At 69.8% G+C, this 25,260-nt stretch carries 26 protein-coding genes; 23 read left to right on the forward strand and 3 right to left on the reverse strand.

Features of this window, described 5'->3' with window-relative positions; all coding sequences use genetic code 11:
- The first annotated feature begins 36 nt into the window (after positions 1–36).
- Positions 37–414 carry a hypothetical protein gene (locus tag VS93_RS03655; RefSeq protein WP_046468598.1) on the forward strand — a complete coding sequence of 126 codons (378 nt, stop codon included), beginning with the start codon at positions 37–39 and terminating at the stop codon, positions 412–414.
- A gap of 5 nt (positions 415–419) precedes the next feature.
- Here VS93_RS03655 and VS93_RS03660 read toward each other — a convergent pair whose 3' ends face one another.
- The gene (locus VS93_RS03660; protein WP_236700326.1) at positions 420–995 is read right to left on the reverse strand and encodes a hypothetical protein; all 576 of its coding nucleotides are present in this window, start codon (positions 993–995) and stop codon (positions 420–422) included.
- A gap of 635 nt (positions 996–1,630) precedes the next feature.
- Here VS93_RS03660 and VS93_RS03665 point away from each other — a divergent pair.
- Positions 1,631–2,293: a hypothetical protein gene (locus VS93_RS03665; protein WP_236700327.1), complete on the forward strand. Its 663-nt coding sequence runs from the start codon at positions 1,631–1,633 to the stop codon at positions 2,291–2,293.
- Positions 2,294–2,464: 171 nt separating this feature from the next.
- Positions 2,465–3,067: an RNA polymerase sigma factor gene (locus VS93_RS03670; protein WP_046468599.1), complete on the forward strand. Its 603-nt coding sequence runs from the start codon at positions 2,465–2,467 to the stop codon at positions 3,065–3,067.
- 128 nt (positions 3,068–3,195) lie between these two features.
- Here the strand turns inward: VS93_RS03670 and VS93_RS03675 are convergent, their stop codons facing one another.
- Positions 3,196–3,714, reverse strand: coding sequence for an inorganic diphosphatase (locus tag VS93_RS03675; protein ID WP_046468600.1), 519 nt, complete (start codon positions 3,712–3,714; stop codon positions 3,196–3,198).
- Between the two features lie 95 nt (positions 3,715–3,809).
- Here VS93_RS03675 and dacB point away from each other — a divergent pair, with 95 nt between their 5' ends.
- From dacB to VS93_RS03745, 14 genes are all read left to right on the forward strand, one after another.
- The gene (gene dacB, locus VS93_RS03680) at positions 3,810–5,159 is read left to right on the forward strand and encodes a D-alanyl-D-alanine carboxypeptidase/D-alanyl-D-alanine endopeptidase (protein WP_338022667.1); all 1,350 of its coding nucleotides are present in this window, start codon (positions 3,810–3,812) and stop codon (positions 5,157–5,159) included.
- A gap of 172 nt (positions 5,160–5,331) precedes the next feature.
- Positions 5,332–6,660 carry a hypothetical protein gene (locus VS93_RS03685; protein WP_082126597.1) on the forward strand — a complete coding sequence of 443 codons (1,329 nt, stop codon included), beginning with the start codon at positions 5,332–5,334 and terminating at the stop codon, positions 6,658–6,660.
- 380 nt (positions 6,661–7,040) lie between these two features.
- Entirely contained in the window at positions 7,041–7,592 is a 552-nt protein-coding gene (locus tag VS93_RS03690) for a sigma-70 family RNA polymerase sigma factor (RefSeq protein ID WP_046468602.1), read from the forward strand.
- Entirely contained in the window at positions 7,589–8,287 is a 699-nt protein-coding gene (locus VS93_RS03695; protein WP_046468603.1) for an anti-sigma factor, read from the forward strand. The genes VS93_RS03690 and VS93_RS03695 overlap by 4 nt, the downstream gene beginning before the upstream one ends.
- 92 nt (positions 8,288–8,379) lie before the next feature.
- Positions 8,380–9,513 carry a zinc-dependent metalloprotease gene (locus VS93_RS03700; RefSeq protein WP_046468651.1) on the forward strand — a complete coding sequence of 378 codons (1,134 nt, stop codon included), beginning with the start codon at positions 8,380–8,382 and terminating at the stop codon, positions 9,511–9,513.
- A gap of 46 nt (positions 9,514–9,559) precedes the next feature.
- Positions 9,560–10,531 (forward strand): tRNA lysidine(34) synthetase TilS, encoded by a 972-nt coding sequence (gene tilS / locus VS93_RS03705; RefSeq protein ID WP_046468604.1) that lies wholly within the window; start codon positions 9,560–9,562, stop codon positions 10,529–10,531.
- 101 nt (positions 10,532–10,632) lie between these two features.
- Positions 10,633–11,187 carry a hypoxanthine phosphoribosyltransferase gene (gene hpt / locus VS93_RS03710; RefSeq protein ID WP_046468605.1) on the forward strand — a complete coding sequence of 185 codons (555 nt, stop codon included), beginning with the start codon at positions 10,633–10,635 and terminating at the stop codon, positions 11,185–11,187.
- A 353-nt stretch (positions 11,188–11,540) separates the two neighbouring features.
- The gene (ftsH, locus tag VS93_RS03715) at positions 11,541–13,577 is read left to right on the forward strand and encodes an ATP-dependent zinc metalloprotease FtsH (RefSeq protein WP_046468606.1); all 2,037 of its coding nucleotides are present in this window, start codon (positions 11,541–11,543) and stop codon (positions 13,575–13,577) included.
- A gap of 35 nt (positions 13,578–13,612) precedes the next feature.
- The gene (gene folE / locus VS93_RS03720; RefSeq protein ID WP_046468652.1) at positions 13,613–14,200 is read left to right on the forward strand and encodes a GTP cyclohydrolase I FolE; all 588 of its coding nucleotides are present in this window, start codon (positions 13,613–13,615) and stop codon (positions 14,198–14,200) included.
- A 48-nt stretch (positions 14,201–14,248) separates the two neighbouring features.
- A complete protein-coding gene (folP, locus tag VS93_RS03725) occupies positions 14,249–15,154 on the forward strand; it encodes a dihydropteroate synthase (RefSeq protein WP_046468607.1) in 906 nt (301 codons plus the stop codon).
- Positions 15,151–15,588, forward strand: a complete 438-nt coding sequence (locus tag VS93_RS03730; protein WP_046468608.1) for a nuclear transport factor 2 family protein — start codon at positions 15,151–15,153, stop codon at positions 15,586–15,588. Before folP ends, VS93_RS03730 begins: the two co-directional genes overlap by 4 nt.
- A gap of 1 nt (position 15,589) precedes the next feature.
- Positions 15,590–15,979, forward strand: a complete 390-nt coding sequence (folB, locus tag VS93_RS03735; RefSeq protein WP_236700328.1) for a dihydroneopterin aldolase — start codon at positions 15,590–15,592, stop codon at positions 15,977–15,979.
- Positions 15,976–16,497, forward strand: a complete 522-nt coding sequence (gene folK / locus VS93_RS03740) for a 2-amino-4-hydroxy-6-hydroxymethyldihydropteridine diphosphokinase (protein WP_046468609.1) — start codon at positions 15,976–15,978, stop codon at positions 16,495–16,497. Before folB ends, folK begins: the two co-directional genes overlap by 4 nt.
- A 30-nt stretch (positions 16,498–16,527) precedes the next feature.
- Positions 16,528–17,019 carry a DUF3180 domain-containing protein gene (locus VS93_RS03745; protein WP_046468610.1) on the forward strand — a complete coding sequence of 164 codons (492 nt, stop codon included), beginning with the start codon at positions 16,528–16,530 and terminating at the stop codon, positions 17,017–17,019.
- Between the two features lie 86 nt (positions 17,020–17,105).
- Here the strand turns inward: VS93_RS03745 and VS93_RS03750 are convergent, their stop codons facing one another.
- A complete protein-coding gene (locus VS93_RS03750; protein ID WP_046468654.1) occupies positions 17,106–17,660 on the reverse strand; it encodes a CGNR zinc finger domain-containing protein in 555 nt (184 codons plus the stop codon).
- Positions 17,661–17,935: 275 nt separating this feature from the next.
- On the opposite strand from VS93_RS03750, the gene VS93_RS03755 reads away from it, so the two are divergent.
- The 6 genes from VS93_RS03755 (at position 17,936) to VS93_RS03775 (ending at position 25,253) form a co-directional block, all read left to right on the forward strand.
- On the forward strand, positions 17,936–18,469 hold the full coding sequence (locus VS93_RS03755) for a PH domain-containing protein (protein ID WP_236700329.1): 534 nt from the start codon (positions 17,936–17,938) through the stop codon (positions 18,467–18,469).
- A 3-nt stretch (positions 18,470–18,472) separates the two neighbouring features.
- Entirely contained in the window at positions 18,473–19,981 is a 1,509-nt protein-coding gene (locus VS93_RS33225; protein WP_394298787.1) for a PH domain-containing protein, read from the forward strand.
- A 32-nt stretch (positions 19,982–20,013) separates the two neighbouring features.
- Positions 20,014–20,712 carry a PH domain-containing protein gene (locus VS93_RS33230; RefSeq protein WP_394298788.1) on the forward strand — a complete coding sequence of 233 codons (699 nt, stop codon included), beginning with the start codon at positions 20,014–20,016 and terminating at the stop codon, positions 20,710–20,712.
- A 113-nt stretch (positions 20,713–20,825) separates the two neighbouring features.
- Complete coding sequence (locus VS93_RS03765) at positions 20,826–21,719, forward strand: Rossmann-like and DUF2520 domain-containing protein (protein WP_046468655.1); 894 nt, start codon at positions 20,826–20,828, stop codon at positions 21,717–21,719.
- 29 nt (positions 21,720–21,748) lie between these two features.
- Positions 21,749–22,621, forward strand: coding sequence for a pantoate--beta-alanine ligase (gene panC, locus VS93_RS03770; RefSeq protein ID WP_046468612.1), 873 nt, complete (start codon positions 21,749–21,751; stop codon positions 22,619–22,621).
- Between the two features lie 37 nt (positions 22,622–22,658).
- Positions 22,659–25,253 carry an L-aspartate oxidase gene (locus VS93_RS03775; protein WP_046468613.1) on the forward strand — a complete coding sequence of 865 codons (2,595 nt, stop codon included), beginning with the start codon at positions 22,659–22,661 and terminating at the stop codon, positions 25,251–25,253.
- Positions 25,254–25,260 lie beyond the last annotated feature (7 nt).

Here is a 25,260-nt window from a genome sequence, read left to right on the forward strand (position 1 = left end):
CGAACTCGCGTTCTAGAGGCGGGGTATCCTGGAAGCATGTCAGAACAGCAGCTGCCCGCGGCGTGGCCGGCCGGTGTGCACCCGCCCGGTTCGGAGTCCTTCGAGCGGACCGCGGTGGGCTGGCTGCTCGACCACGTCCCGGCGGACTACCGGATGCACGGCGTGCTGAGCCGGCATCCGGTCGCGCTCTCGCGACTGGCCCGCCAGCACGTCGCCTCCTCCCTGGAGGGAGCGCGCCAGGGGTACCGCACCGCGCGGGTCGAACTCCGCGACGTTCTGCCCCCACACGCCATTGACCAGGTCATGGATGCCTATCTGACCGAGGGGCGGCGTATGGCGTCGGTCCTGCGCGCCGTCGAGGCCCTCGACGACGCATTGCGCGCCGCGGCCGCCCAGCAGGCCGGCGGTGTCTGAGGTCCTCACCCGGCGACGCGGACCACCACAGCGGTCTCGGTGCCGGTGTTGACGAGCCGGTGCCGGTCGCCGGCGGCGAGCACGCGGGCGCGGTCGGTGTCGAGCTCCTGGACCGCCAGCATCTCGCCGTCCGGGGCGGACGTCACCATGTGCGCCCGGCCGTGCGCCAGGTAGAGCACGCCTGATCCGGAGGCCGCGCCGCCGAGTGCGGGAAGCGCGACGAACTCGTTCGGCTCCAGCGCCACAGCGGCGATCCGCATGCGTCCGGTCGCCCGGCGGCGGGCGGGGCGCGGAGCGGGCTGCCAGTGGCCGCGGCGGCGGGGCCAGAACGCCGGGCGGGCCAGGACAGCGGACGCCTCGCGCGCGGTGGCGGTGAACTGCCCGACCGTGGGCGTGCCGCGGGCCGCCAGATGGGCGTAGCCGGTGGGCTGGCCGGCGAGCGCGATATCGCCGATTCCCTCGGGGAACGGCGGCGCGGCGGTGGGAGCGGGATCCTGGGCGGGAACGTCCGCCCAGGGGTACTCCGTCCAGGGCGTGGCACGGAGGCGTGGGCGGGTGGAGGTCGAGACGTCGTGCGGCATTGCTGGCGGTCCTTCGTGGATGGTGCGCCTGGTCAGAGGCATCGGCGCTTGAGTACTGGGCTCGTCCGGCCGCCCGGAACGGATCACCGGGAAGAGGCCGCGGAGAGTCTCAGGGGCTCCGGCGGCGGCCGGGGATGTGGGTTCGCGGAGAACGAGGAGGCGCGTGGCGCTCGGCCTGGCTCAGTGGAGGCGACACGAAGCCGGACACGACGCACCGGCCACACGGCGAGAGGTCCCGGGGACCTTGCGGGCCATGGCTGCCAGGTGCGTACGCGGATGCATGTCCGTAAGCAGACCAACCCCGGGTGGCGATGTCAAGCTGAGAGGGCGCGCCGCGATGTTGAATTCCTCACGACGCCGGTAGCCGGGCCGCCTATGTCCGGAATACCATTCTTCGCCTGGCCGGAATTTGTGCCGGATGCGTTGCAGTGCAGCAGGGTATGGCTGAGAATCTCGAAGCGGCCGGAGGGAGAATCGGAAGCCGCAGGAGCAGGGAGCGGCTGAGACCGGTACCGCAAGGGGACGCCGCGGGAGGCGGGCGTGCCGCACCCCGGTTCCCGCGAGCGACTCGGAACAGCAGGAAAGCGGGAAGCCCGCGCCCACGCGCATCGAGCCGGGCACACCGGAGGTGACTGTTGGCGGACTCGCGGAGCATCGGGGGCTCCGCCGCCGTGTCCGGGGCGAACGGGGCGATGTGGGCACGCCTCGCCGTACGCGCGCTGGTCAGCTGCTCCGCCGGGGTCATGGCGGCCGGCTTCTTCGACTGGCGTGCAGGGGCGCTGGTCGCGGGGCTGACCGCGTTCAGCTTCGTGCTGCTCACAGTCGTGCCCGCGCCTCGGACCTCGTGGCTCCCGGCCCTGTATGGGCGCCACCGCCTGCTATGCGAGCTGCGGCGGCACGGCTACCGGGTGGTGCCCGACGACGCCTCCCGCTACCTCGTGGTGGGCCCGGGAGGGGGTTACCTGCTGGATACGCGCGTTTGGCAGCACGCGGTGTCCCGTGGTCCGCGCGACTGGCGGATCGGGGAGCGTCCCGCCTCTCGTGTGGTGGACCGGATGGTCGAGTACGCGACACGGCTGGAACAGGCCGCGGGTCCGCCGGACCGGGCGACCGCGCTGCGGATCGTGCCGGTCATCATGGTGGTCGGTCGGCTGCCGGAGCCGGTGATGCGCGCGGGGCGGGGAATCATCGCCCGCCCCCGGGACGCCGTTCGCTACCTTCTGCAGCAACCGGAGATCCTGGAGCCGGTGGAGATCGAGGAGTTCGCCGACGGAGTCGAGCGCCTCCGCGCGCGCTGAAGCGGCTCTCGCCGCCTGTCCTGCGGCTCGGACGGCAGCGCCGGGTCCGAGGCGCTGTTCCGGGTGACTTTGTCGTGCTCACGCACTGAATCACGGAAAAGGTGCGAGATCGCCACGTATTTCGGCAAAGGTGATGTTCCGCCTGCCCGGGAAACCGTAGATTCTTGGGATATGACCGACCGGGACCTGTTACATGCTCTGCGCTCCAACCGCGTGCGCCCCTCCGAGGCCTACGCGCGGCTGTTCGACGCCTACGGGGAAGAGCTCTACGAGCTGTGCTGGTCGTTGTTGGAGGATGCCGATGTCGCGCAGACGGTGCTGCGCGACACCTTCATCGTCGTCCGGGCGCACATCGACCGGCTTCCCAACGAACGGAGGCTCCGCGATTGGCTGTTCGCCGTGGCGGAAGCCGAATGCGAGCGTCACCTGCGGGTCATCGAGGCCGGTTCCACTCTCCAGGAGGTACCGGACTCCGGAGTGCGGTACCCCCCGTGCCTTCGGGTGCGGGTGCTCAGTGGAGTGACCGGTCCCGACCTGTCCGGGTACCGCGCGCACATCGCCCAGCGAGCCGACTCCTTCGACCGGAAGGGGTTCCCGGTTCCGCCCTCGGCGAGACGGTCGGACGGCCCGGTCTCGCGTGTACTTCCGGGGTTCGTCATGGCCGCGTGCGCGCTGCTCATCGTGGTGCTGGCGTTCTACGTGTTCACGAGGCAAGCACCCGAGGACACCACCTCGTGGATCATCGACCCGAGTGTGCAGGGCAGCGACCGTTGATCAGGGCCGGAGGGGCGACACTCCCGGGAACCCGGGAACCCGGTAGACACGGCGGCCCGGCGTAGACCATGGGAGGTATGGGGCCATTCTCCGCGCCGGGCCGCAATAAGCGCTTGAGTCCGACTTGGTCAGCTCAGCCTTATGTGCGAGGTATCCCCGTGGAAGCCGGCGGCCTCGGCGCGCTTCACCGAGGCGGCGATCTCCTGCTCGGCCTCGTGCCGACCGGTCCAGGTGGCGCCCTCCACCGATTTACCGGGCTCCAGGTCCTTGTACACGCTGAAGAAGTGCTCGATCTCCAGGCGCTCGAACTCGCTCACGTGGTGGATGTCGCGCAGGTGTTCCATGCGCGGGTCGGTGGCGGGGACGCACAGCAGCTTGTCGTCGCCGCCGGCCTCGTCGCGCATCCGGAACATCCCCACGACCCGGCAGCGGATCAGGCAGCCGGGAAAGGTGGGGTGCTTCAGCAGGACGAGGGCGTCGAGAGGGTCGCCGTCGTCACCGAGCGTCCCCTCGATGAAGCCGTAGTCGGCGGGGTAACTGGTCGAAGTGAACAGCATCCGGTCCAGGCGGATCCGACCGCTCTCGTGATCCATCTCATACTTGTTGCGCTCGCCCTTAGGGATCTCGATCGTGACGTCGAATTCCATGCTGTTCTCGGCTCCCCTTACGACATACTGTCGCTACGTAGTTCTTTCGTAGTTTTTCCGAATGCCAACGGAAGGCAGGTACCGGGGTGCGGCAGGTGCGGGCCCGAGCGCTGCTTACCTTGGCCACGCTCAACATATTCGTGCTCGTGGCAGGCGTGGTCGCTCTGGATGTCATCGAGTCCCGCCCACCGGCGACAACGCCGTACCCCGCCGCCTTCGCCGAGGACGGACCGGACATGGCGCCGCCGGACGCCGCTCCGATCAATCCTGACCGGCTCGCGGACAAGCTTGATGATCCCATGTCGGATTCCGGGTTTGATGACGGGCTCTCCGCTTATGTCGCCGACGCCCGGAGCGGCCGGACTCTCTACGACAGGGACGCCGCGGAGTCCGCGGTCCCCGCGTCGACGACGAAGATCGTCACCGCCGTTACCGCACTGCACTCCGTCGGTCCCGACGAACGTATGCACACCCGTGTGGTCCAGGAGGACGATCGGATCATCCTGGTCGGCGCCGGCGACCCCACGCTGACGGAGAGCGCCGACTCCGATACCTATCCCCGTGTCGCGACGCTGGAAGAACTCGCCGACCAGACGGCGGCCGAACTGCGTGAGTCCGGGACGGAATCCGTCAGCCTCGGTTATGACAATTCCCTCTATCCGGGCCCTGACACCGGGCCCGGCTGGAAACCCAACTACATCAACGAGGGCAGCACCGCCCCTGTACACGCCCTGATGCTCGACGGCGGGCGTGTCCACCCGGACCAGCACTACAGCGAACGCGTGGGCGACCCGCCCCGGGCCGCCGCCGACGCCTTCGCGGACCGGCTCCGGGAGGCCGGCGTGGACGTCACCGGGGAGCCTGAGCCCGCTGAGGCCGGCGGCGGAGCGGCCCCTGTCGCGAGCGTGCCCTCGGCGCCGATCTCCGCGCTGGTGGAGAAGATGCTGCTGGAGAGCGACAACAACATCGCCGAGGCGCTGCTCCGACAGGTCGCGATCGCCAAGGGCGAGGAGGCATCGTTCGAGGGCGCCGGCGATGCGGCCCGTGCGGTGCTGGACGAACTCGGCATCGACGGTGTGCACATTGAGGACGGCAGCGGCCTCTCGGTGAACAACCAGGTCACGGCGAAGGCGCTGGTCGATCTGCTGCTGCTCTCGGCCGAGCCCGAGCATCCCGACCTGCACTACGCGCTCACCGGCCTGCCGACCGCCCGTTTTACCGGAACCCTGGACGACCGCTACGCCCGCGGCAGCGACTCCTCCGCCGGTGCGGGTGTGGTCCGCGGCAAGACCGGAACGTTGAGCGGTGTCAGCACGCTGGCCGGCACCGTCTACGACTCCGACGGCCGACTGCTGCTCTTCGCGTTCATGGCCAATGACCCAGGGGCCACGGGCAGGGCCATCGATGTCTTCGCCAGCGCGATCGCGGAATGCGGCTGCGCGTAACCGATAGCACCGGCTGTCGGCTGACACCTTTCCGCAAATTCTGTCGAACCGCCTTGGCCCCGGCTTCGTGTAACGGGCTGACAGCGAGCAAGCAGAAAGCGGACACAGCGACCAGGAAGCTGATTCCCCAGTCGTAGGTCCGCGGCGCGGCCGCACTGGAGAGGACGCTTGGATGCGACGCGAGAACAGGATTTATTCGTTAGCCGCAGGGGTGCTCGGCCTTGCCCTGGCCGCCGGCTGTGCTGGTGCCGCTTTCTCGGATAGTGGCGCCCCCTACGACTCGGGTGAGGAAGAACAGGCTGCCGATGAGGCTGGCGGCGGTGCGCTCAAGGTAGTCGAGAACGAGGAATTCGGCGAGATCGTCACCGACGCTGAGGGTTTCACGTTGTACCGGTTCGACGATGACTCGGCTGATCCGCCGCAGTCGAACTGCGACGGTGACTGCGCCGAGGCCTGGCCGCCCGTTGAGCTTACCGAAGATACCACTATTGAGGGCGCCGACGCCTCCGGTCTCGGGAGTGTGACGCGTTCCGACGGTACCGAGCAGGCGACCCTTGGCGGGTGGCCGTTGTACCGCTACGCCGAGGACAGCGCTCCCGGCGACATCAACGGTGAGGGTGTCCAGGACACCTGGTACACCGTGAGCCCCACCGGGGCGAAGGCGGCCGAGGAGTCCGGTGGTGGCGCGAGCGCCAAGGGAATCTCGCTGACCGTCACGGGCGACAGTGAGCTCGGCGAGATCGTCACCGACGCTGAGGGTTTCACGTTGTACCGGTTCGACGATGACTCGGCTGATCCGCCGCAGTCGAACTGCGACGGTGACTGCGCCGAGGCCTGGCCGCCCGTTGAGAGCGCCGACGAGATCTCGTTCAACGGCGACGAATCGCTGCTCGGGAGTGTGACGCGTTCCGACGGTACCGAGCAGGTGACCCTCGACGGCTGGCCGTTGTACCGCTACGCCGAGGACAGCGCCCCGGGCGACACCAATGGCGAGGGCGTCCAGGGCACCTGGTTCGCCGTGAGCCCCGTCGGATCGAAGGCGCAGGACGAGGGCTGGACCGAGGGCTACTGCCCGGCAGGGTTCCGGGTGCACGACGATCCGGAGCTCGGCGAGATTCTGGTGGACAACGAGGGTTTCACGTTGTACCGGTTCGACGATGATTCGGCTGATCCGCCGCAGTCGAACTGTGACGGTGACTGCGCCGAGGCCTGGCCCCCGGTTCTCGACATGGACGAGTTCACCTTCGAAGAGGGGACGGACTCCTCACTGTTCGACGGCGTCACCCGTGATGGCGGCCTTGACCAGGTGACCCTCGACGGTTGGCCACTGTACCGCTACGCGGAGGACACCGCGCCCGGAGACACCAACGGGCACGGCGCACAGGGTACGTGGTTCGCGGTGACTCCTACCGGTGCGAAGGCAGAAGGAGGCGGAGGCGGCGAGGCCGCCGAGGACGGCAACGGTGGTGGCGAGCCGTCTGGCGGCGGCGGAGGCTACTGAGCCTGACGCCGCGACGACCGAAGGTCCCGCGGGCGCCCTGCTCCCCTCCGCCCGCGGTGAACCGCCGAACCTGATGTGCCTGACAACCGGTAGAGAGACGGGCCACGGTGTTCCCGCCCGTCCGTGGGATTCCCACCACCGTGGCCCGTTACAAGCCCCAATGCCCCACAAGTCGCTATGAGTGCGGATCCTCCCGAAATGCGAATTTATTCCGGGGTGTTGCGCGTTCGCGCGAATAACGCCAGGCTAAAGCGCCGTAACCGGGATTCGCTGTCCGTGTTCGTAAGTGAACCGGTCACTTCCCGGAACCGTGTGTGGGGCGCGAGTCATCGTGGCTCCGCTGGCGCCGCCGAAAGCGCCAGTTAGGAGGGAGTAGATGGATGGCGGGTGTGGGGTCGCGCGGCCGGCGCTCGACCGGCGACGAAGCACTGATCAGGTCGCTGTACAACGAACACGGGCGTGCACTGCTGGCCTACGCCACCAGGCTGACCGGGGATCGAGCAGCGGCAGAGGACGTGCTGCAGGAAACCCTCATCCGGGCTTGGCGTAACCCTGATGTCCTCGTGAACGGAAAAGGATCGGTCCGCGGATGGCTGCTCACTGTGGCACGCAACATCGTGACCGACCGCGTACGTGCCAAACGGGCCCGGCCGACGGAGGTCGCCGAAACACCGGCGAACACTCCGGTGGCCCGGGACCACGCGGACTCCGTGGTGGACATGGTGGTCGTCATGGAGGCGCTCGACAGTCTCTCCGAGGACCATCGTGATGTGTTGGTTGAGGTTTATTTCCATGGACGCAGCGTGGGTGAGGCCGCAGAGGTTCTGGGCGTGCCGCCCGGCACGGTCAAATCCCGGTCGCACTACGCTCTACGGGCTCTGCGCCGGGCGTTCGGTGGCCGCAAGGTCGCGTTGAAGGGGGTGGCGGGATGAACACCGCATGGCATGACGTCCAAATGCTCGGTGCCTATGTTCTCGGCACCCTTGAGCCCCGAGAAGTTACGGCGGTGGATGCCCATGTTGTGACGTGCCCGGAGTGCCGAAATGAACTGGAGGAACTGCGGGCGATGAAGGAGAGCCTCGGTGATCTGCCGCCCGAAGCTCTGCTCGACGGGCCGCCCGAAGGCTCTGATTTGGCACTGCAACGCACACTGCGTCAGGTGCGCTCGGAACGGACATCGATGCGGAGGCGGCGAGGGCTGGTCCTGGTCGGTGCCGCGGCCTTGGCCGCTGCTGTTCTGGCGGGGGGTGGATTCGTGGCCGGGCAGGCCGTGCTTCCTTCCTCCGAGGAACCGGAGGTCGTCGAACTGGCGTCGGAAGGCGTCCTCGCCTCCGAGGAGAATCCGGAGACCGGGGCGCGCGCCACGGTAATGCTCCAGCCCGCCGGCGACGCTGAGAGTGTGCAGGTCGACTCGGTCGTCACGGGCATTCCGGAAGGCGAGCAGTGCGAGGTCGTCGTGGTCTCCAAGGACGGAAGCAGCGAGGTCGCGACGAGCTGGATCGTCTCCGCCGAGGCGGCGTCGAAGGCCAGCGAACCGGGCGGATCCGTGGTCATTCCTCCGGAGGAGGTCGCTTCGGTGATGGTGCGCAACGTCAATGACACGGAGTTCGTCACGGTCCCGTTCTGACGACTCCCCCAAGGGAAAGCCCTGATAGGACCCGGAATTCCTGCCGGATACCGGTGAAACACCATCCCAATGGGTACTGTGAGGGCGTGAGTTTGATCGACTGGGACGTAGCCGTCAACACCGGTACCCGCCTTGTGCGACCCGGCCCCCAAATAGGTCTCGCCGAGGCCCGGGAGGCAGTGGCGCATCTTCGCGAGCTCTCCGTCACGGCGCAGGGCCACGTACGCGAGTTCACTGGAATGAATTCCCTGGAACCGGCCGGACCAGCAGTCATCGTTGACCGCCCCGGTTGGATCAGGGCCAATGTCGACGGGTTTCGCGTGGTACTGGAGCCTATTGTCGACCGCCTCGCCGCGGGCCGGCTGAACGGGTCCGCGGCCGGCACCATCACCACGGCGGTGGGGTCCCGGGTCACCGGGATGCAGCTCGGCGCGGTGCTCTCCTACCTGGCCGGGCGCGTGCTCGGCCAGTACGAGCTGTTCCTGCCGCCCGATCCAGATGGCACCGCTCCCGCCGGCCGTCTGACCCTGGTGGCGCCGAACATCGTGCACGCCGAGCGCGAGCTCGACGTCGATCCGCGCGACTTCCGGCTCTGGGTGTGTCTGCACGAGGAGACCCATCGCACCCAGTTCACCTCGACACCCTGGCTGCGCGACTACGTGCAGGAGCAGATGCAGGAGTTCCTGCTCGCCTCCGACATGGACGCCGCGGCGTTCCTCGACCGGCTGCGCGCCGCGGGGGAGGCCGTCGCGGAGGTCATGCGCGGCGGCGAGGGGAACCTCATCGACGCGTTCCAGAGTGAGGGGCAGGGGGAGATCCTGGACCGGATCACCGCTGTCATGACGTTGGCCGAAGGGCACGGCGACTACGTGATGGACGCCGTGGGGCCCGAGGTCGTGCCGTCCGTCGCCGAGATCCGCCGCCGCTTCCAGCGCCGCCGCGAGGGGGCGAACCGGATCGACAAGATCATCCGGCAGCTCCTCGGTCTCGATCTGAAGATGAAGCAGTACGAGGAAGGCGCCGCGTTCGTGCGCGAGGTCGTCGCCAGGATCGGCATGGACGACTTCAACCGGGTGTGGGAGTCCCGCGAGACCCTCCCGACCATGGAGGAGATCCGCAACCCCGATGCCTGGGTGAACCGCGTGGTGCGTCCCATGCCGCTGCCCGGGAGCAACGGCCAGATGCTGGGCAGGCCGGACATCCAGGGGGGCGCGCCGGAGGAGTGATCCCGCGGCGGGCGGGAAGCGCGGTATCCGGCACTATCGTGCAGGTATGACCGGACCTCCAGCCGCCGTGGCCGACGTGCGGTCCGCCGTTCGGAAGGCGCTCAAAGGCGTGGAGGCGGGCGGCCTGGTCGTCGTGGCGTGCAGCGGAGGAGCCGATTCACTCGCGCTGGCCGGAGCCACCGCGTTCACCGCTCCGCGTATGGGGCTGCGCGCCGCCGGTGCCACGATCGACCACGGTCTCCAGGACGGCTCGGCGGAGCATGCCGCGGAGGTCCGCGACACACTCCGCGGGCTCGGGCTCGATCCCGTCCGCAGCGTTGCCGTGGCCGTGGGCCGTGCGGGCGGCCCCGAGGGAGCCGCGCGCAGGGCCCGCTACGCCGCGCTCGACGAGATCGCCGACCAGACGGGCGCGAGCGCGATCCTGCTCGGCCACACCCGTGACGACCAGGCCGAGACGGTGCTGCTGCGACTCGCCCGCGGCTCTGGTGCCCGGTCACTGGCCGGGATGTCCCCGTCCGCCGGCCGCTACCTGCGGCCGCTGCTCGGTCTCGACCGTGCCACCGTGCACGCCGCCTGCGAGCTGATGGGGCTCTCCCCCTGGAAGGACCCGCACAACACCGACCCCGCCTACGCCCGTTCCCGGGTCCGGCACGAGGCGCTGCCCGCCCTCGAAGGCGTGCTCGGCCCGGGCATCGCCGACGCCCTCGCCCGCACCGCCGGGCTGCTGCGCGACGATGCCGACGCCCTGGACACCTGGGCCGATCGCGCGGAGAAGGACGCCCTTTGCGGCCCCGGAGAACTGGATGTGCCCACACTCGCCGGACTGCCGCGCGCCGTCCGGACCCGGGTACTGCGCCGCACGGCGATCGCGGCCGGCAGCCCGGCAGGCGCGCTTACGGCCCGGCACGTCGCCGAGCTGGACCGGCTGGTCTGCGAGTGGCGCGGACAATCGCATGTGGACCTGCCCGGAGCGCTGCGCGGGCGGCGTGTCGCCGGCCGGATCGCGATCGCCCCGTGATCCGGGGTGTCCAGAGGACGGGCGGCCCGTGGCGGAGAGTTCGCCCCCTTTATTCTGGTTGGCGTCGAACAACCGCGAGCCGAGCAGCGAGGCAGTGAAGCGTGGACGCCAAAGATGTGGGCGATGACCTTGAGAAGGTCCTGGTCACCGAGGACCAGATCAAAGCCCGGACCCGAGAGCTGGCCGCCGAGATCGACGTCGACTACGCGGACAGGGACCTGCTGCTCGTCGGTGTTTTGAAGGGCGCCGTCATGGTGATGGCCGACCTCGCCCGCGACCTGCACCACCCCTGCGCCATGGACTGGATGGCGGTATCGTCCTACGGGGCGGGAACAACGTCGTCCGGCGTGGTGCGTATCCTGAAGGACCTCGACACGGACATCAAGGACCGCAATGTCCTGATCGTCGAGGACGTCATCGACTCCGGGCTCACGTTGTCCTGGCTGGTGGGTAACCTGAGGTCGCGGGGGCCCGCCTCCGTCGAGATCTGCACCATGGTGCGCAAGCCGCTCGCCTTCGACGTCGATCTGAAGGTCAAGTACATCGGCTTCGACCTTCCGAGCGAGTTCATCGTCGGCTACGGGCTGGACTACGCCGAGAAGTACCGGAACCTGCCGTTCATCGGTACGCTCGCGCCGCACGTGTATCGGAGTTGAGTCGGCGCGGTACGCACGAGGGTGCGGGTTCCCCCTGTGTCCGGGGGCGGGAACAACCGGACCGCCCATGCGCGTTGGTGTCTTGATGGAGTAGTACTGCTGCGGACGACCCGACGTGTGAACGCGCTCGGTCATGAGGGGGTGTACCGTCGATTATCCCGCAGCATCATAGGGGAATACATGTCCGATAGGTCCCGCTTCCAGCGGCCATAAGGCTCACCGGTGGAGCAGGAGAACACGGCCGTGACGAACGCGTTCGCACCGCTCGCCTGCCCGCACCGGTCCGGGGCTTCCGTGCTGTTCGGGGCGGGCCGCCTGGTCAGGAGGGACGGACCCAGCGGGGTTCCGTATAGATGAATCTCAAGCGCTTGTACCGTGGGCCGTGGCCGTGGATCCTGGCCATCGGCCTCATTCTCATTGCTGTCTTCCAGTTCACCAACCTGGGCGGCGGGGCCGACCCGGAAAAGGTCGACACCTCGCGGGTCTTCGACCTGATCGAGAACGACCAGGTCGACAATGCCCAACTCATCGACAAGGAACAGCGCATCGAGCTGACCACCACCGATGGTGAGGTCTACGAAGCGTACTGGGTCGAGGGGCAGGGGTACGACCTCGCGAAGGAGCTCCAGAGCCTGGAAGAGGGGGGCGGGAACCTCAGCTCCTACGACGTCGAGGTTCCCCAGGACAGCATGTTCGCCTCCTTGATGTTCAGCTTCCTGCCGCTGATCATCATCATCGCCATCTTCCTGTTCATCATGAACCAGATGCAGGGCGGCGGCTCCCGGGTGATGAACTTCGGCAAGTCCAAGGCCAAGCTGATCACCAAGGACACCCCCAAGAGCACGTTCGCCGATGTTGCCGGCTCGGATGAGGCGATCGAGGAGCTCCACGAGATCAAGGAGTTCCTGCAGAACCCGGCCAAGTTCCAGTCCATGGGAGCCAAGATCCCCAAGGGCGTTCTGCTCTTCGGCCCACCCGGAACCGGCAAGACGCTGCTGGCGCGCGCCGTCGCGGGCGAGGCCGGGGTGCCGTTCTACTCCATCTCCGGATCGGACTTCGTCGAGATGTTCGTCGGTGTCGGCGCCTCTCGGGTGCGCGACCTCTTCGAGCAGGCCAAGGCGAACGCTCCCGCGATCATCTTCGTCGACGAGATCGACGCTGTGGGTCGCCATCGGGGCGCCGGCATGGGCGGAGGGCACGACGAGCGCGAGCAGACCCTCAACCAGATGCTCGTCGAGATGGACGGCTTCGACGTCAAGAGCGGTGTGATCCTCATCGCAGCGACCAACCGCCCCGACATCCTCGACCCCGCGCTGCTCCGCCCGGGCCGTTTCGACCGGCAGATCGTCGTGGACCGGCCGGACATGGAGGGCCGCAAGGGCATCCTGCAGGTCCATGCCAAGGGCAAGCCCGTCGCCGACGACGTCGACTTCGACGTCATCGCGCGGCGGACCTCGGGCATGACCGGCGCCGACCTGCAGAACGTCGTGAACGAGGGCGCGCTGCTCTCGGCGCGGGCCGGCCGGAACGAGATCGACATGGCCACGCTCGAGGAGGCCATCGACCGCGTCATGGCCGGGCCCGAGAAGAAGACCCGGGTGATGTCGGACGCGGAGAAGAAGGTCATCGCCTACCACGAGGGCGGGCACGCGCTCGTGGGCCACGCGCTGCCCAACGCCGACCCCGTCCACAAGATCACCATCCTCCCGCGCGGCCGTGCGCTCGGCTACACGATGTCGGTGCCGCTGGAGGACAAGTTCCTCACCTCGCGCTCGGAGATGATGGACCAGCTCGCGATGATGCTGGGTGGGCGTGCCGCCGAGGAGCTCGTGTTCCACGAGCCCACCACGGGTGCGGCGAACGATATCGACAAGGCCACCAGCCTGGCCCGCAACATGGTCACCGAGTACGGGATGAGTGAGCGGCTCGGCGCACGCAAGTTCGGCAGCGGCAACAGCGAGCCGTTCCTGGGCCGTGAGATGTCGCACGCCCGCGAGTACTCGGAGGAGATCGCTTCCCTCATCGACGAGGAGGTGCGCAGGCTGATCGAGTCCGCGCACGACGAGGCGTGGGAGATCCTGGTCGAGTACCGGGACGTCCTGGACGATCTGGTGCTCAACCTGCTGGAGAAGGAGACCCTCTCCAAGGGGCAGGTTCTGAAGATCTTCGCGCCGATCGTGAAACGCCCGTCGCGGGGATCCTACAAGGGGTACGGCAAGCGGCAGCCCTCCGCCCAGCCGCCTGTGCGGACCCCCAAGGAACTGGCGGTTATGGGGCCCAAGGACGTCGAGGGGCTCAGTTCCGGCGGCAACGGCCAGGGAGAGTGGTCGGGCGGTGACGCCTGGCGGGGCGACTCCGACAGAGGCGGCGCCTCCAGGGATCAGTCGTGAGCGGTTACGCGGAGGAACCGGAACTCGACCTCCCGCTGGTGACTCCCACCAGCGGGGGCGTCGACCAGCCGCGGATCGAGAAGGCGGTCCGGGAGATCCTCCTCGCCATTGGCGAGGATCCGGACCGCGAAGGCCTGCGGGAGACGCCCGCACGGGTGGCGCGGGCCTACGAGGAGCAGTTCGCCGGGCTCTCGCAGAACCCCAAGGACGTGCTCACCACCGTCTTCGAGGCCGGCCACGAAGAGATGGTGCTGGTCAAGGACATCGAGCTGTACTCGACCTGCGAGCATCACCTGGTGCCCTTCTACGGGAGCGCGCATGTCGGCTACATTCCGAACAACAGGGGGCAGATCACCGGGCTGTCCAAGCTGGCCCGGCTGGTCGACGTCTACGCCCGCCGGCCGCAGATCCAGGAGCGCCTCACCTCCGAGGTGGCCGACGCGGTCATGACGTCCCTGGAGCCCCGGGGCGTGATCGTGGTGATCGAGGCCGAACATCTCTGCATGACCATGCGCGGCGTGCGCAAGCCCGGGGCCAAGACGGTCACCTCCGCGGTGCGCGGGGACTTCCGCAACCGCGATCGCACCCGCGCGGAGGCCATGAGCCTCATCCTGGGGCACTAGCGAGAAGTGGGGTCGCAGCGGTAGCCCTGAGTCTCATAGGGTGACGGCATGACGCCGATGAACAAGCCGCCGGGGCTTCCCGACCGGGACCGCTGCCTGGTCATGGGGGTTGTGAATGTCACCCCGGACTCGTTCTCCGATGGTGGGGCGTGGTTCGATCCAGGGCGGGCGATCGAGCACGGGCTGCGCCTCGTCGAGGAGGGGGCCGACATCATCGACGTCGGCGGGGAGTCCACCCGGCCCGGAGCGCAGCGGGTATCACGCGACGAGGAGATCCGCCGGGTCGACCCGGTCGTCCGGGAGTTGGTGCGACAGGGCGTTCCCGTCAGCATCGACACCATGCGCGCAGAGGTGGCCGACCACGCCGTACAGGCGGGCGCACGGCTGGTGAACGACGTAAGCGGGGGACTCGCCGATCCCTCCATGGCGCGGCTGGTCGCCGGGAGCGGAGTGGCATACGTGCTGATGCACTGGCGCGGGTACAGCCACGACATGCAGAACCGCGCGGTCTACACCGACGTCGTCAAAGAGGTTCACGAGGAGTTGCGGCAACGCCTGGACTCGGTGGTCGACGAGGGGGTCGACCCCCGGCAGATCATCCTCGACCCCGGATTGGGCTTCGCCAAGCGACCCGAGCACGCCCACAACTGGGCCCTGCTCTCCCACCTCGACACCTTCCACGAGCTGGGGCATCCGCTGCTGGTGGCGGGTTCACGGAAACGCTTCCTCGGCCGACTGCTCAGTGACGCCGAAGGCCACGAGCGCGTCTTCACCGGGTGCGACGACGCCACCGTCGCGCTCACCACGCTGTCCGCCGACCGGGGAGCCTGGTGCGTGCGAGTGCACGACGTCCGGCCCAACGCCGACGCGGTGCGGGTGGCGGCCGCGTGGCGTACCGGAGGAACCGAGCTCGACGAAGGGCGTGCCGACCCTATCGGCCGGAGCGGCCTGTGAAATCCCGCCACGAGGTCATAGAGCGCGTGGCCGAAGCTAACACCCAGTTCTACGGGGCGATCGAGAACGGCGACATCGATCTCATGCGCCGGGTCTGGGCCGAGGAGGACGAGGCCCCGGATCTCGTCTGTGTGAACCCGGGCTGGCCGCTGCTGCGCGGCCGCGCCGAGATCATGCGCGCGTGGGCGCTGATCATGGCCAACGTTCCCTACATCCAGTACGTGCTGACCGAGACCAAGATCGGGGTGAGCGGCGACACCGCGATGGTCACCTGCGAGGAGAACGTCCTCACGGCCGAGGAGGACACTCCCGGCTTCATCGCGGGCGGCCAGGTGGTCACCACGAACCTGTTCGTGCACACCGCGCAGGGCTGGCGGATGTGGTCGCACCACGCGTCGCCGGTGCTGCTCGACGAGGACGAGGACGAGGCCTGAGGTGACCGGGGAGCCGCAGCGGTTGGATCGGCTGGACCGGATCGCGGTGCGCGGGTTGCGCGCCCGGGGACACCACGGTGTGTTCGAGGAGGAGCGCCGCAAGGGACAGGAGTTCCTGGTCGACGTCGTCCTCGGGGTGGACACCCGCGAAGCGGCGCGCACCGACGACCTCGCGCACACCGTCCACTACGGTGTCCTCAGCGAACGCCTGGTCGAGGTGGTCGAGGGCGAGCCGGTGGATCTGATCGAGACGCTGGCCGGCAGGCTCGCGGAGGTCTGCCTGGCCGACCCGGCGGTGCACGAGGCGGAGGTCACCGTGCACAAGCCGGAAGCCCCGATTCCCTACGAGTTCGCCGATGTCACCGTCACGATCCTGCGGAGGCGCCAATGACCTCGCCCGTCGGCGTCCGGCGGGTGGTGCTGTCGTTGGGCAGCAACCTCGGCGAGCGGATGGACAACCTGCAGGGCGCGGTCGACGCCCTGTTCGACCCCCACGGCCTGACGCTGGTGGCGCTGTCCCCCGTGTATGAGACCGCGCCGGTAGGCGGACCGGAGCAGGGGTCCTATCTCAACGCGGTCGTGCTGGCCGACAGCGCACTGGCCCCCGAGACCCTGCTGGAGCGCACGCAGAACGTGGAGGAGGCGCTGCACCGCGTCCGCGAGGAGCGCTGGGGGCCGCGCACCCTGGACGTCGACATCATCGCCTACGGCGACGAGATCCGCGACGATCCCGCACTCGTCCTACCGCACCCGCGTGCACACGAGCGCGCCTTCGTGCTACGTCCTTGGGCCGACGTCGATTCCGAGGCCGCCATCCCCGGGGTGGGAGCGGTGCGGACGCTTATCGGCGATGTCGCGGACCAGAAACTGCGCCGGCGCGACGATCTCGTGCTGCGGACACCGTACTGAGGAACGCGAGGACCGACCGGCAAGGAGCACATGGACAAGCACCCGCACCAGGGCAGCGTGCAGCCGACCGGCTGGCAGCTGCTGTTAGGGATCATCCTGTTCAGCACGATGGTCGCCTTCGTTGTCGTGGACCAGGCGTACGGAGCCTTCCCCCTGCTGCCGTGGACGGCGATCCCGACCCTCGCCCTGCTCGCGCTGGGGGAGGGGATCGCTGCGGTGCACACCCGTCGCCGGATCCGGCGGGTCCCCGGGACGGTGTCGATGGAGCCCTTGAGCGCCGCGCGGCTGGTCGCGCTGGCCAAGGCCAGCGCGCTCTTCGCGGCGCTGATGATCGGTGCGTTCGGCGGCACGGTGCTGGCCTTGCTGAGCAGGCTGAACGCCCCCGCTTCCCGCGCCGACGCGTTCACGGCGGGCGGGACGCTGCTCGCGGCGGCCCTGCTCCTGGCGGCGGCCCTGTTCCTGGAGCACGCCTGCCGGGTCCCCGAGGAGGCAGAGGACGAAGATCCGCCCCGGTCGGAGTAGGCCCCGACGGGGCCGATCGCCCCCGTCCCCTGATCGCGGGCGCCGGCGGATCGCCTCCCGCCGCGCAACGGCCGCGTGCGGCCGGATCAGGAGCCGCCGCGCCGCCGGGAACGGTAGGAGCGCATCTTGTGCCGGGCGCCGCAGATGCTCATACTGCACCACACGCTGTTGTTCGCCGCTGAGCGGTCGTAGTAGAGCCAGCGGCATTCCGCGGACCGGCATGCTTTCAGCCGGTCCCTCCGGCCCGCCAGCTCCTCGGCCGCGAGCACACCGAGCATGCGCCCGATCAGCGCGTGGACCGGGTCGGTGTCCGCCACCGGGATCTCCGGACGGCCCCCCGCCGACCAGCGCGGCGCTGAGAGAGTGCCCTCGGCGTAGTCGTTCAGGAGGCCCCGTGCGCGATCCCGTTCGCGGCCACTGCCGCTCACGTGGTCACGAATCGCCTCGCGCACGGCCACGAGGTCCTGGCGGGTCGCCTCGTCCAGCTCGGCCGCGGCCTCCGGATAGCCCTGTCCACGCAGCCATGCCCGAGCACCGGCCACGTCGCTGAGGGACTCCTCGCCGTACAGGAACCGCGCTGAGTTGCAGAACGCCTCGATCTCATCGAGCGGGCCCGGAGCCGTCGGGCGGTCATAGGTCACCACTCCTCAGATGTTACTGCCAGTATCCTTGCGGCGGTAACTGAATGAAGTGCCACCGAGCGCGCACGGCCGGCGTGGCCGGAAACGCCGTTCCCGGGAAGCGGGGACCTCCCGGATAAGCTGGAACCTCCCCTGTGGTCCGCGTCTCCACGGGAGTGGCGCGGGGATGATTGACTGGAATCGTGGAGTTTGCCGCGTCTGACCAATCAACCCGACCGGCCGGGACCGATTCGGAGTCCGGGGAGGCTTCGGAGGCCGCCGGTGCGGAACCAGCGGTGACGGGCTCCAGCCCTTCGTCGCCCACCCCGGCCTCGCGGGTGGAGGAGGCGTTCGCCGCACCCGCGGGGACGTCGTGGAGCAGGGTCTCCCCGCTTCTCGCGTGGTACCGCAGGCTGCTCATACTCGCCGCCCTGCTGCCGGGCGCGGCGTTCGGGGGTGTGGCCATCGGACTGTGGTGGGGCTGGTTCTCGGGAGGCATCCTGGTCGCCCTGGCCGTGCTCGCCGCTGTGATCGGCTGGCTGGCCGCGAAACCGGAGGCGCGATCCTGGGGGTACGCCGAAGGGCCCACGGACTTCTACCTGACCTACGGTGTCGTCGTGCGGCAGCTTGTCGTCGTGCCCTACGGTCGGATGCAGGTGGTGGATGTCACCTCGAACCTGCTGGAGCAGGCACTGGGGATCGCGACGGTGCGCGTGCGGACGGCGGCCACCACGGCCGACACCCGGATCCCGGGGCTCCGGTTCGACGACGCCGTCCTCCTGCGTGACCAGTTGGCCGCACGAAGCGAAACGTTCTCTACGGGGCTGTAACGCGTGAGCGAAGCGAACGAGGAACCGTTGACTCCCGACCCGCCCAATCCCTCCATAACCGGGCTCGGCGGGAGGCCGGTCCGGCAGAGCGAGGGCTGGTTCAGTACCGGTCCCCGAGCCGAGGAGCCGCCCGGCGGGCGCGGCGGGGCCGAATGGTTCTCCGGGCCGCTCTCCCAACCGGACCTCCCGGCGCTCCGCGAGGTCACCGCCCCGACGGATACGCACATCGCCGAACAGGTGGCGCCGCCGGCCGTCGGTTTCGAGGCGCACGCCGCCTCGGGGCCCGGAGAGGACTCGGGGCACCACATCGAAGGTGCGCGCAACGACCCCCCGAACGGGGGAGCCCACCCGGCGCGGATCGAGGGCGGCGGGCGCGAGGCGGAACCGGAAGAGCCCGGCGCTGAGGGCGGCGGTGCGCGCACGCCCCCGGAACGGCCGGCCCACTCTGCCGCGCCCGGACCGGTGACGCCTCTTTGGCCGCATATCGACGAGGAAGCGGAGGAGAGCGCCGCTGAGGCCGGGCGGGAGCGGCCCGCCGGCGGTGACAGAAGACGTTCCGCTCCCACTTTCGCTCCGCCCGCCGCCCGGGGGGACGAGCCCTGGCAGGGGTACGGGGCCCGGCCTGCGCTCGTTCAGCCGGGGCACTACGCTCCGGCCCTGCCGCCGGTACAGCAGTCACCGCCCAGCCCGCCTGCGTCGCCCCCCGGTGCGGCACCGCCTCACGCTGCTCCGCCCCCGTACGGAACTCCGCCGCCACCGGGCTCCCCGCCGCGGGGAGCCGCACCCCCTCCCGGCCCCCCTCCGCCCGGCCATCCTCCGGTGGGCGGTGCGCACCCTCCGGCTCCCGGCGGTTACGTGCGCTTCCTGCCGCCCCCGCCGCCCGGGAACGGCGGCGAGTGGGCCTCGCCCCCGCCTTCGCCCTCCTCGCCTCCACCGCCGCCCCAGCCGGAGACCGACATCACCCGGGGACGCCACAGGCTGCACTGGTCGACGGTCCCGTTCCAGGTGCTGCTGATCACCGTGGTGTTCCTCGCGTTGCCGGGGCCCGTGCTCATGCAGGCCGGCCTCGGCTGGTTCCTCCTGCTCACGCTCGCCGCCGCTCTGGGAACGGCGGTCTATGCGCTGCTGTCCTGGTGGAAGTCGTCGTTCGAGCTGAACGATGACCACCTCATCGTGCACACCGGTCTGGTGCGGCAGCTCTCCCGGGAGATCCCGCTGAGCCGGCTGCAGGCCGTGGACGTGGTGCGCCCGCTGCTGATGCAGATCCTCGGGCTGGCGGAGCTGCGGGTCGAGCTGGCCGGTGGTGACTCCAGCGAGATCAGGCTGCGCTACCTGGGCCGCGGGACGGCCGAGCGGCTGCGGGCGTCGCTGCTGGCGCATGCGGCCGGGCTGTCCGGGAAGACACCCGAGGCACCGGAGTGGCCGTTCTACCGGCTGCCGTTCGGCCTGCTGCTCGGGGCGCTCGCGTTCCGGCTTCCGGTACTCGGAGCTTCCTGCTGTTCCTGGCTCTGATCGTCACCGGCTTCGCGTTCTTCGAGTTCGGCGTGCTCGGCGGTGCCGTCCCACTGCTGCTGGGGCTGATGCGCGGCTTCCTCGGCCCGCTGATGCGGTACACGGACTTCTACGCCTCGCTCTCTCCCGACGGCCTCCGCCTGCGGTACGGCATCTTCCAGGCGCGGATGCAGACGGTGCCGCCGGGCCGGGTGCAGGCGGTCCGTATCGTCGAGCCCCTGCTCTGGCGTTCCCTGGGGGTCGCCCGGGTCGAGGCCAACGTCGCGGGGTACGTGGGCGAGCGCCAGATGGACTCCTCGACCCTGCTCCCGGTGGTCCCGCGTAAGCTTGCGTTCTCCCTGGTCAACGAACTTTTCCCGGAGACGGACGCCTCACGCGTCGCGCTGCATCCGGCCAAACGCGGCCGCTCCCGCAACGAAGGGCTGGGCGTGGACGAGAGCCTGATCGTCACGCGCCGCGGGATCTTCTGCCACGTCATCGAGATCATCCCAGAGGCGCGGGTGCAGACCGTCCGGGTGACCGCCGGGCCGCTCGACAGGCGGCGCGGGACCGCCGCCGTGCACGTTGACACCCCGCCCGGGCCGATCAGGGCACACGCCGCGGGACGCGACATAGTGGAGGCCCGCAGGGTCGTCGACGGCATCGCCGAGCGGGGACATTTGGCCCGGATGACCAGCGCGGGTCCGGAACGCTGGGCGACACGCAGCGAGCCCCCCGGGAACACGGTCTGAGTGAGGGCCCGCAACGTCCGGCCCGCAAGGTCCGGTCAGCGCTCGGGGAGCGGGATCCGCCCAGTAGGCTGTGCGCACGACGTCCGGTACCCCGGGTGGACTGGAACGAGGACATGAACCCCACGGAAGTCATACGACAGCGACCGGCCCGGCTGGCGATCGGGGTCATCGGCCCCGGCCGCGTCGGCTCGGTGCTCGGTGCCGCGCTGGAACGCGCCGGCCACAGTGTCATCGCGGCCTCCGCCGTGTCCGAGGCGTCCCGCGGACGCGTTGAGCGGCGGCTGCCCGGGGCCCGCGTGTGCGAACCGGCGGAGGTTGTCGAAGCCGCCGATCTGGTGCTGGTCACGGTCCCTGACAGCGCCCTGGGGCCGCTGGTGGGCGGCCTCGTCGACACCGGTGTCCGTGTCGAAGGCAAACTCCTCGTCCATACCAGCGGCAGCCACGGCTACGGTGTGCTCTCCAGTGCCACCTCGGCGGGCGCACTGCCCCTTGCGCTGCATCCGGTGATGACCTTCACGGGGCGCGAGGAGGACCTGCACCGCCTGACCAACTGCACTTTCGGCGTTACCGCCCCCGAAACGCTGCGGCCCATCGCCGAGGCGCTCGTTGTCGAGATGGGCGCCGAACCGGTGTGGATCGCCGAGGAATACCGCACCCTGTACCACACCGCGCTCGCCGGCGGAGCCAACCACCTGGTCACACTGGTGGCCGAAAGCGCGGGCCTGCTCGGCAGGGCGGGAGTCGAGCACCCGGGGCGGATGCTCGGCCCCCTCCTCGGCGCGGCCCTGGACAATGCGCTGCGGCTCGGGATCGACGGGCTCAGCGGCCCGGTCCTGCGCGGTGACGCCGAGACCGTCGCCGGGCACATCGCGGAACTGCGTACGCACTTCCCCGAAAGCGTGCCGAGCTACGTTGCCCTGGCCCGCCTCACCGCTGATCGGGCCCTCGACGCCGGGCTGCTCAAGCCGTACGACGCCGAACGCCTGCTGGACGTCCTCCAGGCGTGAGCCGATAACCCCATCGACGGAGGACAGGCATGAACAAGTCGACCACCGCCCCCCGATCGGTCCCGGTCGTCGCCCGCACACCAGAGGAGCTCACCCGGCTGCGCGCGGGACTGGGCCGGCTGGCCCTGGTCCCGACAATGGGGGCGCTGCACGACGGGCACCGCCGGCTCATCGCCACCGCGCGGGAGCACGCCGACTCGGTCATGGTCAGCGTCTTCGTCAACCCCCTGCAGTTCGGGCCGAACGAGGACTACGACCGCTACCCGCGAGACCTCGACGCCGACCTGGCGGCCTGCGCTGAGGAGGGGGTCGACGCGGTTTTCGCCCCTGGTGTCGAGATGATGTACCCGGGGGAGCAGATCGTCACCGTGAACTCCGGACAGATGGGCCAGGTGTTCGAGGGCGAGTTCCGGCCGGGCTTCTTCGAGGGGGTGCTCACGGTCGTCGGCAAGCTGTTCAACCTGGTCCGCCCGGATATCGCCGTGTTCGGGCAGAAGGACGCCCAGCAGCTCGCCGTGGTCCGGCGCATGGTGCGTGACCTGTGCATGCCGGTGACGATCGTCGCCTCCGCCACCGTGCGCGATCAGGACGGGTTGGCCACGTCCAGCCGCAACGCCTACCTCAGCGCCGAGGAGCGCGAGAGCGCGCTGGCCCTCTCCCGGGCCCTGCTGGCCGGTGCCGACGCCTCCGTAACGGGGCCGGTCGGCATCCTCAGCGCCGCCCGGGCCGTGCTGGATGAGGCGGCCGTGGCCGAGGCTCCCGTCGTCGTGGATTATCTTGCTCTGGTGGATCCGCAGACATTCACCGAAGTCCCCGGGGACTACCGCGGAGACGCGGTCCTGGCGGTGGCCGCACGGGTGGGGCGTACCCGGCTGATCGATAACGTGCCGCTCACCCTGTGAACCCTGCTCGTCCTGTCTGGAACAAGGAGATAGTCCGGTGAGTGAGACGCCCGTTGCGTTACCTCTTCGGCAGACCGCGCCCCGGGCCGGCTGGAGGATCGAGACCGACGTCGTCGTCGTCGGCTCCGGGATCGCGGGGCTGAGCACCGCACTGCGCTACACCCGGCGGAACCCCAGTGGCAGGGTGGTGGTCGTCACCAAGGACGTGGTCTCCAACAGTTCCACGCGGTGGGCCCAGGGCGGGATCGCCGCCGCCGTCGACCCGGTCGACGCACCGATCGCGCACATGGTGGACACCATGGCGGCGGGCGCGGGAGCGTGCGACGCCGAGGCCGTGCGCACCCTGGTGAACGAGGGCCCCGAAGCGCTGCGCTGGCTCGTCGAGCTCGGTACCGCTTTCGACCGCGCCGACAACGGCGAGCTGGCGCTGACCCGGGAGGGCGGGCACCGGGCGAACCGGATCGCGCACGCCGGCGGGGACGCCACCGGAGCCGAGATCCAACGGGCACTGGTGTCGGCGGTTCGCGCCGAGCCGCGGATCGAGGTGATCGAGCACGCCTTCGTCCCCGACCTGCTTTTCGGCGTGGATTCCGAGCACCCTCTGCGGGAGGCGCCGCCCAGCATCGTCTGCGGGGTCACCGTGCATGTCATGGGGGAGGGCCAGTGTGACGGGGTCGGAGCCGTGCGCGCCCTGGCGGTGGTACTGGCCACGGGCGGAATGGGCCAGGTCTTCGCGGCGACGACCAACCCCGCTGTCTCCACCGGTGACGGTCTCGCCCTGGCGCTGCGGGCCGGCGCCGCGGTTCAGGACCTGGAGTTCGTGCAGTTCCACCCCACTGTGCTCTGGCTGGGGCCCGAGGCGCGCGGCCAGCAGCCGCTGATCTCCGAGGCGCTTCGCGGCGAAGGAGCCTTCCTCGTCGACACCGCCGGACGCCGCTTCATGTCCGGCGAGCACGAGCTCGCCGACCTGGCGCCGCGCAACGTGGTCGCCAAAGCCATCGCACAGGCCATGACCGAGACCGGCGCCTCGCACGTCTACCTGGACGCCCGGCACTTCGGCGCTGAGAAGTGGCAACGACGCTTTCCCACGATCTTGGCCAGCTGCACCGAGCACGGCATCGACCCGGTGCGCGACCTGGTTCCGGTTGTGCCCGCTGCGCACTACGCCTCCGGCGGAGTCGCCGTCGACCTGCACGGCCGCACCGATGTCCGCGGGCTCTACGCGGTGGGCGAGGTGGCCCGTACGGGTGTGCACGGCGCCAACCGGCTCGCCTCCAACTCGCTGCTGGAAGGGGTGGTGTTCGCCGACCGGATCGCCGGGACGCTCGCCGCCGAGCCGCCGGCCCGGTGCGGGCCGGCGGAGCCGGGCGGCGAGAGCGGGCTGGTCGATCCCGCCATCGTCCCGGAACTGCGGGCCATCATGTCGCGGTACGCCGGGGTGCGGCGCGACGGCCGGGGGCTCAGCGCCGCCGCGGCGAGACTGGCGGAGTTCGCGGAGCGGAGCGGCGCGTCCGTCGAGCCGGGAGTACCGGCGTGGGAGGCCACCAACCTGCTCACTGTCGCCACCGCGCTCGTGCACGCCGCGGCGCGGCGCGAGGAGACGCGGGGATCGCACTGGCGGGCCGATCACCCGCGAACGGCCGCGGGGCCCTACGAGTACGTTTGTCTGGACCTGCGTTCCGGGCGGTTGGCCGGCTACTCGGGCAGACGGGGCGCCGATCCGCGGTCCAGCCCGGTGTTCGCCGAGCTGCGCGACGAAATCGGCGGGCCCGTGTGGCGAACGGTGCTGGAGGCGCTGCACGAGGACCTCGGTTCCGGCGCCGGCGGCGATCCGCTTCCCTGCGGCACCGGGACCGATATCACCAGCGCCGCCACCATCCCGGATACCCAGATCCGGGCCGCGGACGTCGTCGCCCGCGCCGGTGGGGTGGTGGCCGGCCTGCCGGTGGCCGAATTCGTGTTCTGGAGCGTGACCGAGGGGATCGTCGAACTCCGCCGCAGGGTCGCCGACGGTGACGAGGTCGAGCGCGGAGACGTACTGATGACCGTGACCGCGCGCACCCGCGACCTGCTCACCGCCGAGCGCACCGCGCTGAACTTCCTGACCCACCTTTCCGGTATCGCCACCGCCACGCGGAGCTGGGTGGACGCGGTCGCCGGCAGCGGAGCCCGGATCCGCGACACCCGCAAAACGCACCCCGGCCTGCGGACCCTTGAGAAGTACGCGGTCCGCTGCGGCGGCGGGGTGAACCACCGCTACGGGCTGAGTGACGCCGTCCTGGTCAAGGACAACCATGTCCTCGCCGCGGGGGGTGTCGCGGAGGCGGTCCGCGCGGTCCGGGACGCTTTTCCCGGCGTCCCGCTGGAGGTCGAGGTAGACCGGATCGACCAGATCGAGCCCGCGCTGAAAGCCGGTGCCGAGGAGATCCTGTTGGACAATTTCACGGTTGCGGAACTTCGGGAGGCCGTGGCCCTTGTCGCGGGACGCGCCCGGCTGGAGGCCAGCGGCGGCCTGGCGTTGCCGACCGCCTCCCAGGTGGCGGCAACCGGAGTGGACTACCTCGCGGTCGGGGCCCTGACCCACTCAAGCCCGGCGCTGGATATCGCGCTCGATCTCCACGACAGTGACTGACCTCTCA

Source organism: Allosalinactinospora lopnorensis (genome assembly GCF_000981225.1).
In the GTDB taxonomy this organism is placed as follows: Bacteria; Actinomycetota; Actinomycetes; order Streptosporangiales; family Streptosporangiaceae; genus Allosalinactinospora; species Allosalinactinospora lopnorensis.

Excerpts from the sequence above, each read along its gene's own strand:
- VS93_RS03655 (WP_046468598.1), top strand. The coding sequence starts at position 37 with ATGTCAGAACAGCAGCTGCCCGCGGCGTGGCCGGCCGGTGTGCACCCG.
- VS93_RS03660 (WP_236700326.1), bottom strand. The coding sequence starts at position 995 with ATGCCGCACGACGTCTCGACCTCCACCCGCCCACGCCTCCGTGCCACG.
- VS93_RS03670 (WP_046468599.1), top strand. The coding sequence starts at position 2,465 with ATGACCGACCGGGACCTGTTACATGCTCTGCGCTCCAACCGCGTGCGC.
- VS93_RS03675 (WP_046468600.1), bottom strand. The coding sequence starts at position 3,714 with ATGGAATTCGACGTCACGATCGAGATCCCTAAGGGCGAGCGCAACAAG.
- VS93_RS03685 (WP_082126597.1), top strand. The coding sequence starts at position 5,332 with ATGCGACGCGAGAACAGGATTTATTCGTTAGCCGCAGGGGTGCTCGGC.
- VS93_RS03690 (WP_046468602.1), top strand. The coding sequence starts at position 7,041 with ATGGCGGGTGTGGGGTCGCGCGGCCGGCGCTCGACCGGCGACGAAGCA.
- VS93_RS03695 (WP_046468603.1), top strand. The coding sequence starts at position 7,589 with ATGAACACCGCATGGCATGACGTCCAAATGCTCGGTGCCTATGTTCTC.
- tilS (WP_046468604.1), top strand. The coding sequence starts at position 9,560 with ATGACCGGACCTCCAGCCGCCGTGGCCGACGTGCGGTCCGCCGTTCGG.
- ftsH (WP_046468606.1), top strand. The coding sequence starts at position 11,541 with ATGAATCTCAAGCGCTTGTACCGTGGGCCGTGGCCGTGGATCCTGGCC.
- folP (WP_046468607.1), top strand. The coding sequence starts at position 14,249 with ATGACGCCGATGAACAAGCCGCCGGGGCTTCCCGACCGGGACCGCTGC.
- folK (WP_046468609.1), top strand. The coding sequence starts at position 15,976 with ATGACCTCGCCCGTCGGCGTCCGGCGGGTGGTGCTGTCGTTGGGCAGC.
- VS93_RS03745 (WP_046468610.1), top strand. The coding sequence starts at position 16,528 with ATGGACAAGCACCCGCACCAGGGCAGCGTGCAGCCGACCGGCTGGCAG.
- VS93_RS03765 (WP_046468655.1), top strand. The coding sequence starts at position 20,826 with ATGAACCCCACGGAAGTCATACGACAGCGACCGGCCCGGCTGGCGATC.
- panC (WP_046468612.1), top strand. The coding sequence starts at position 21,749 with ATGAACAAGTCGACCACCGCCCCCCGATCGGTCCCGGTCGTCGCCCGC.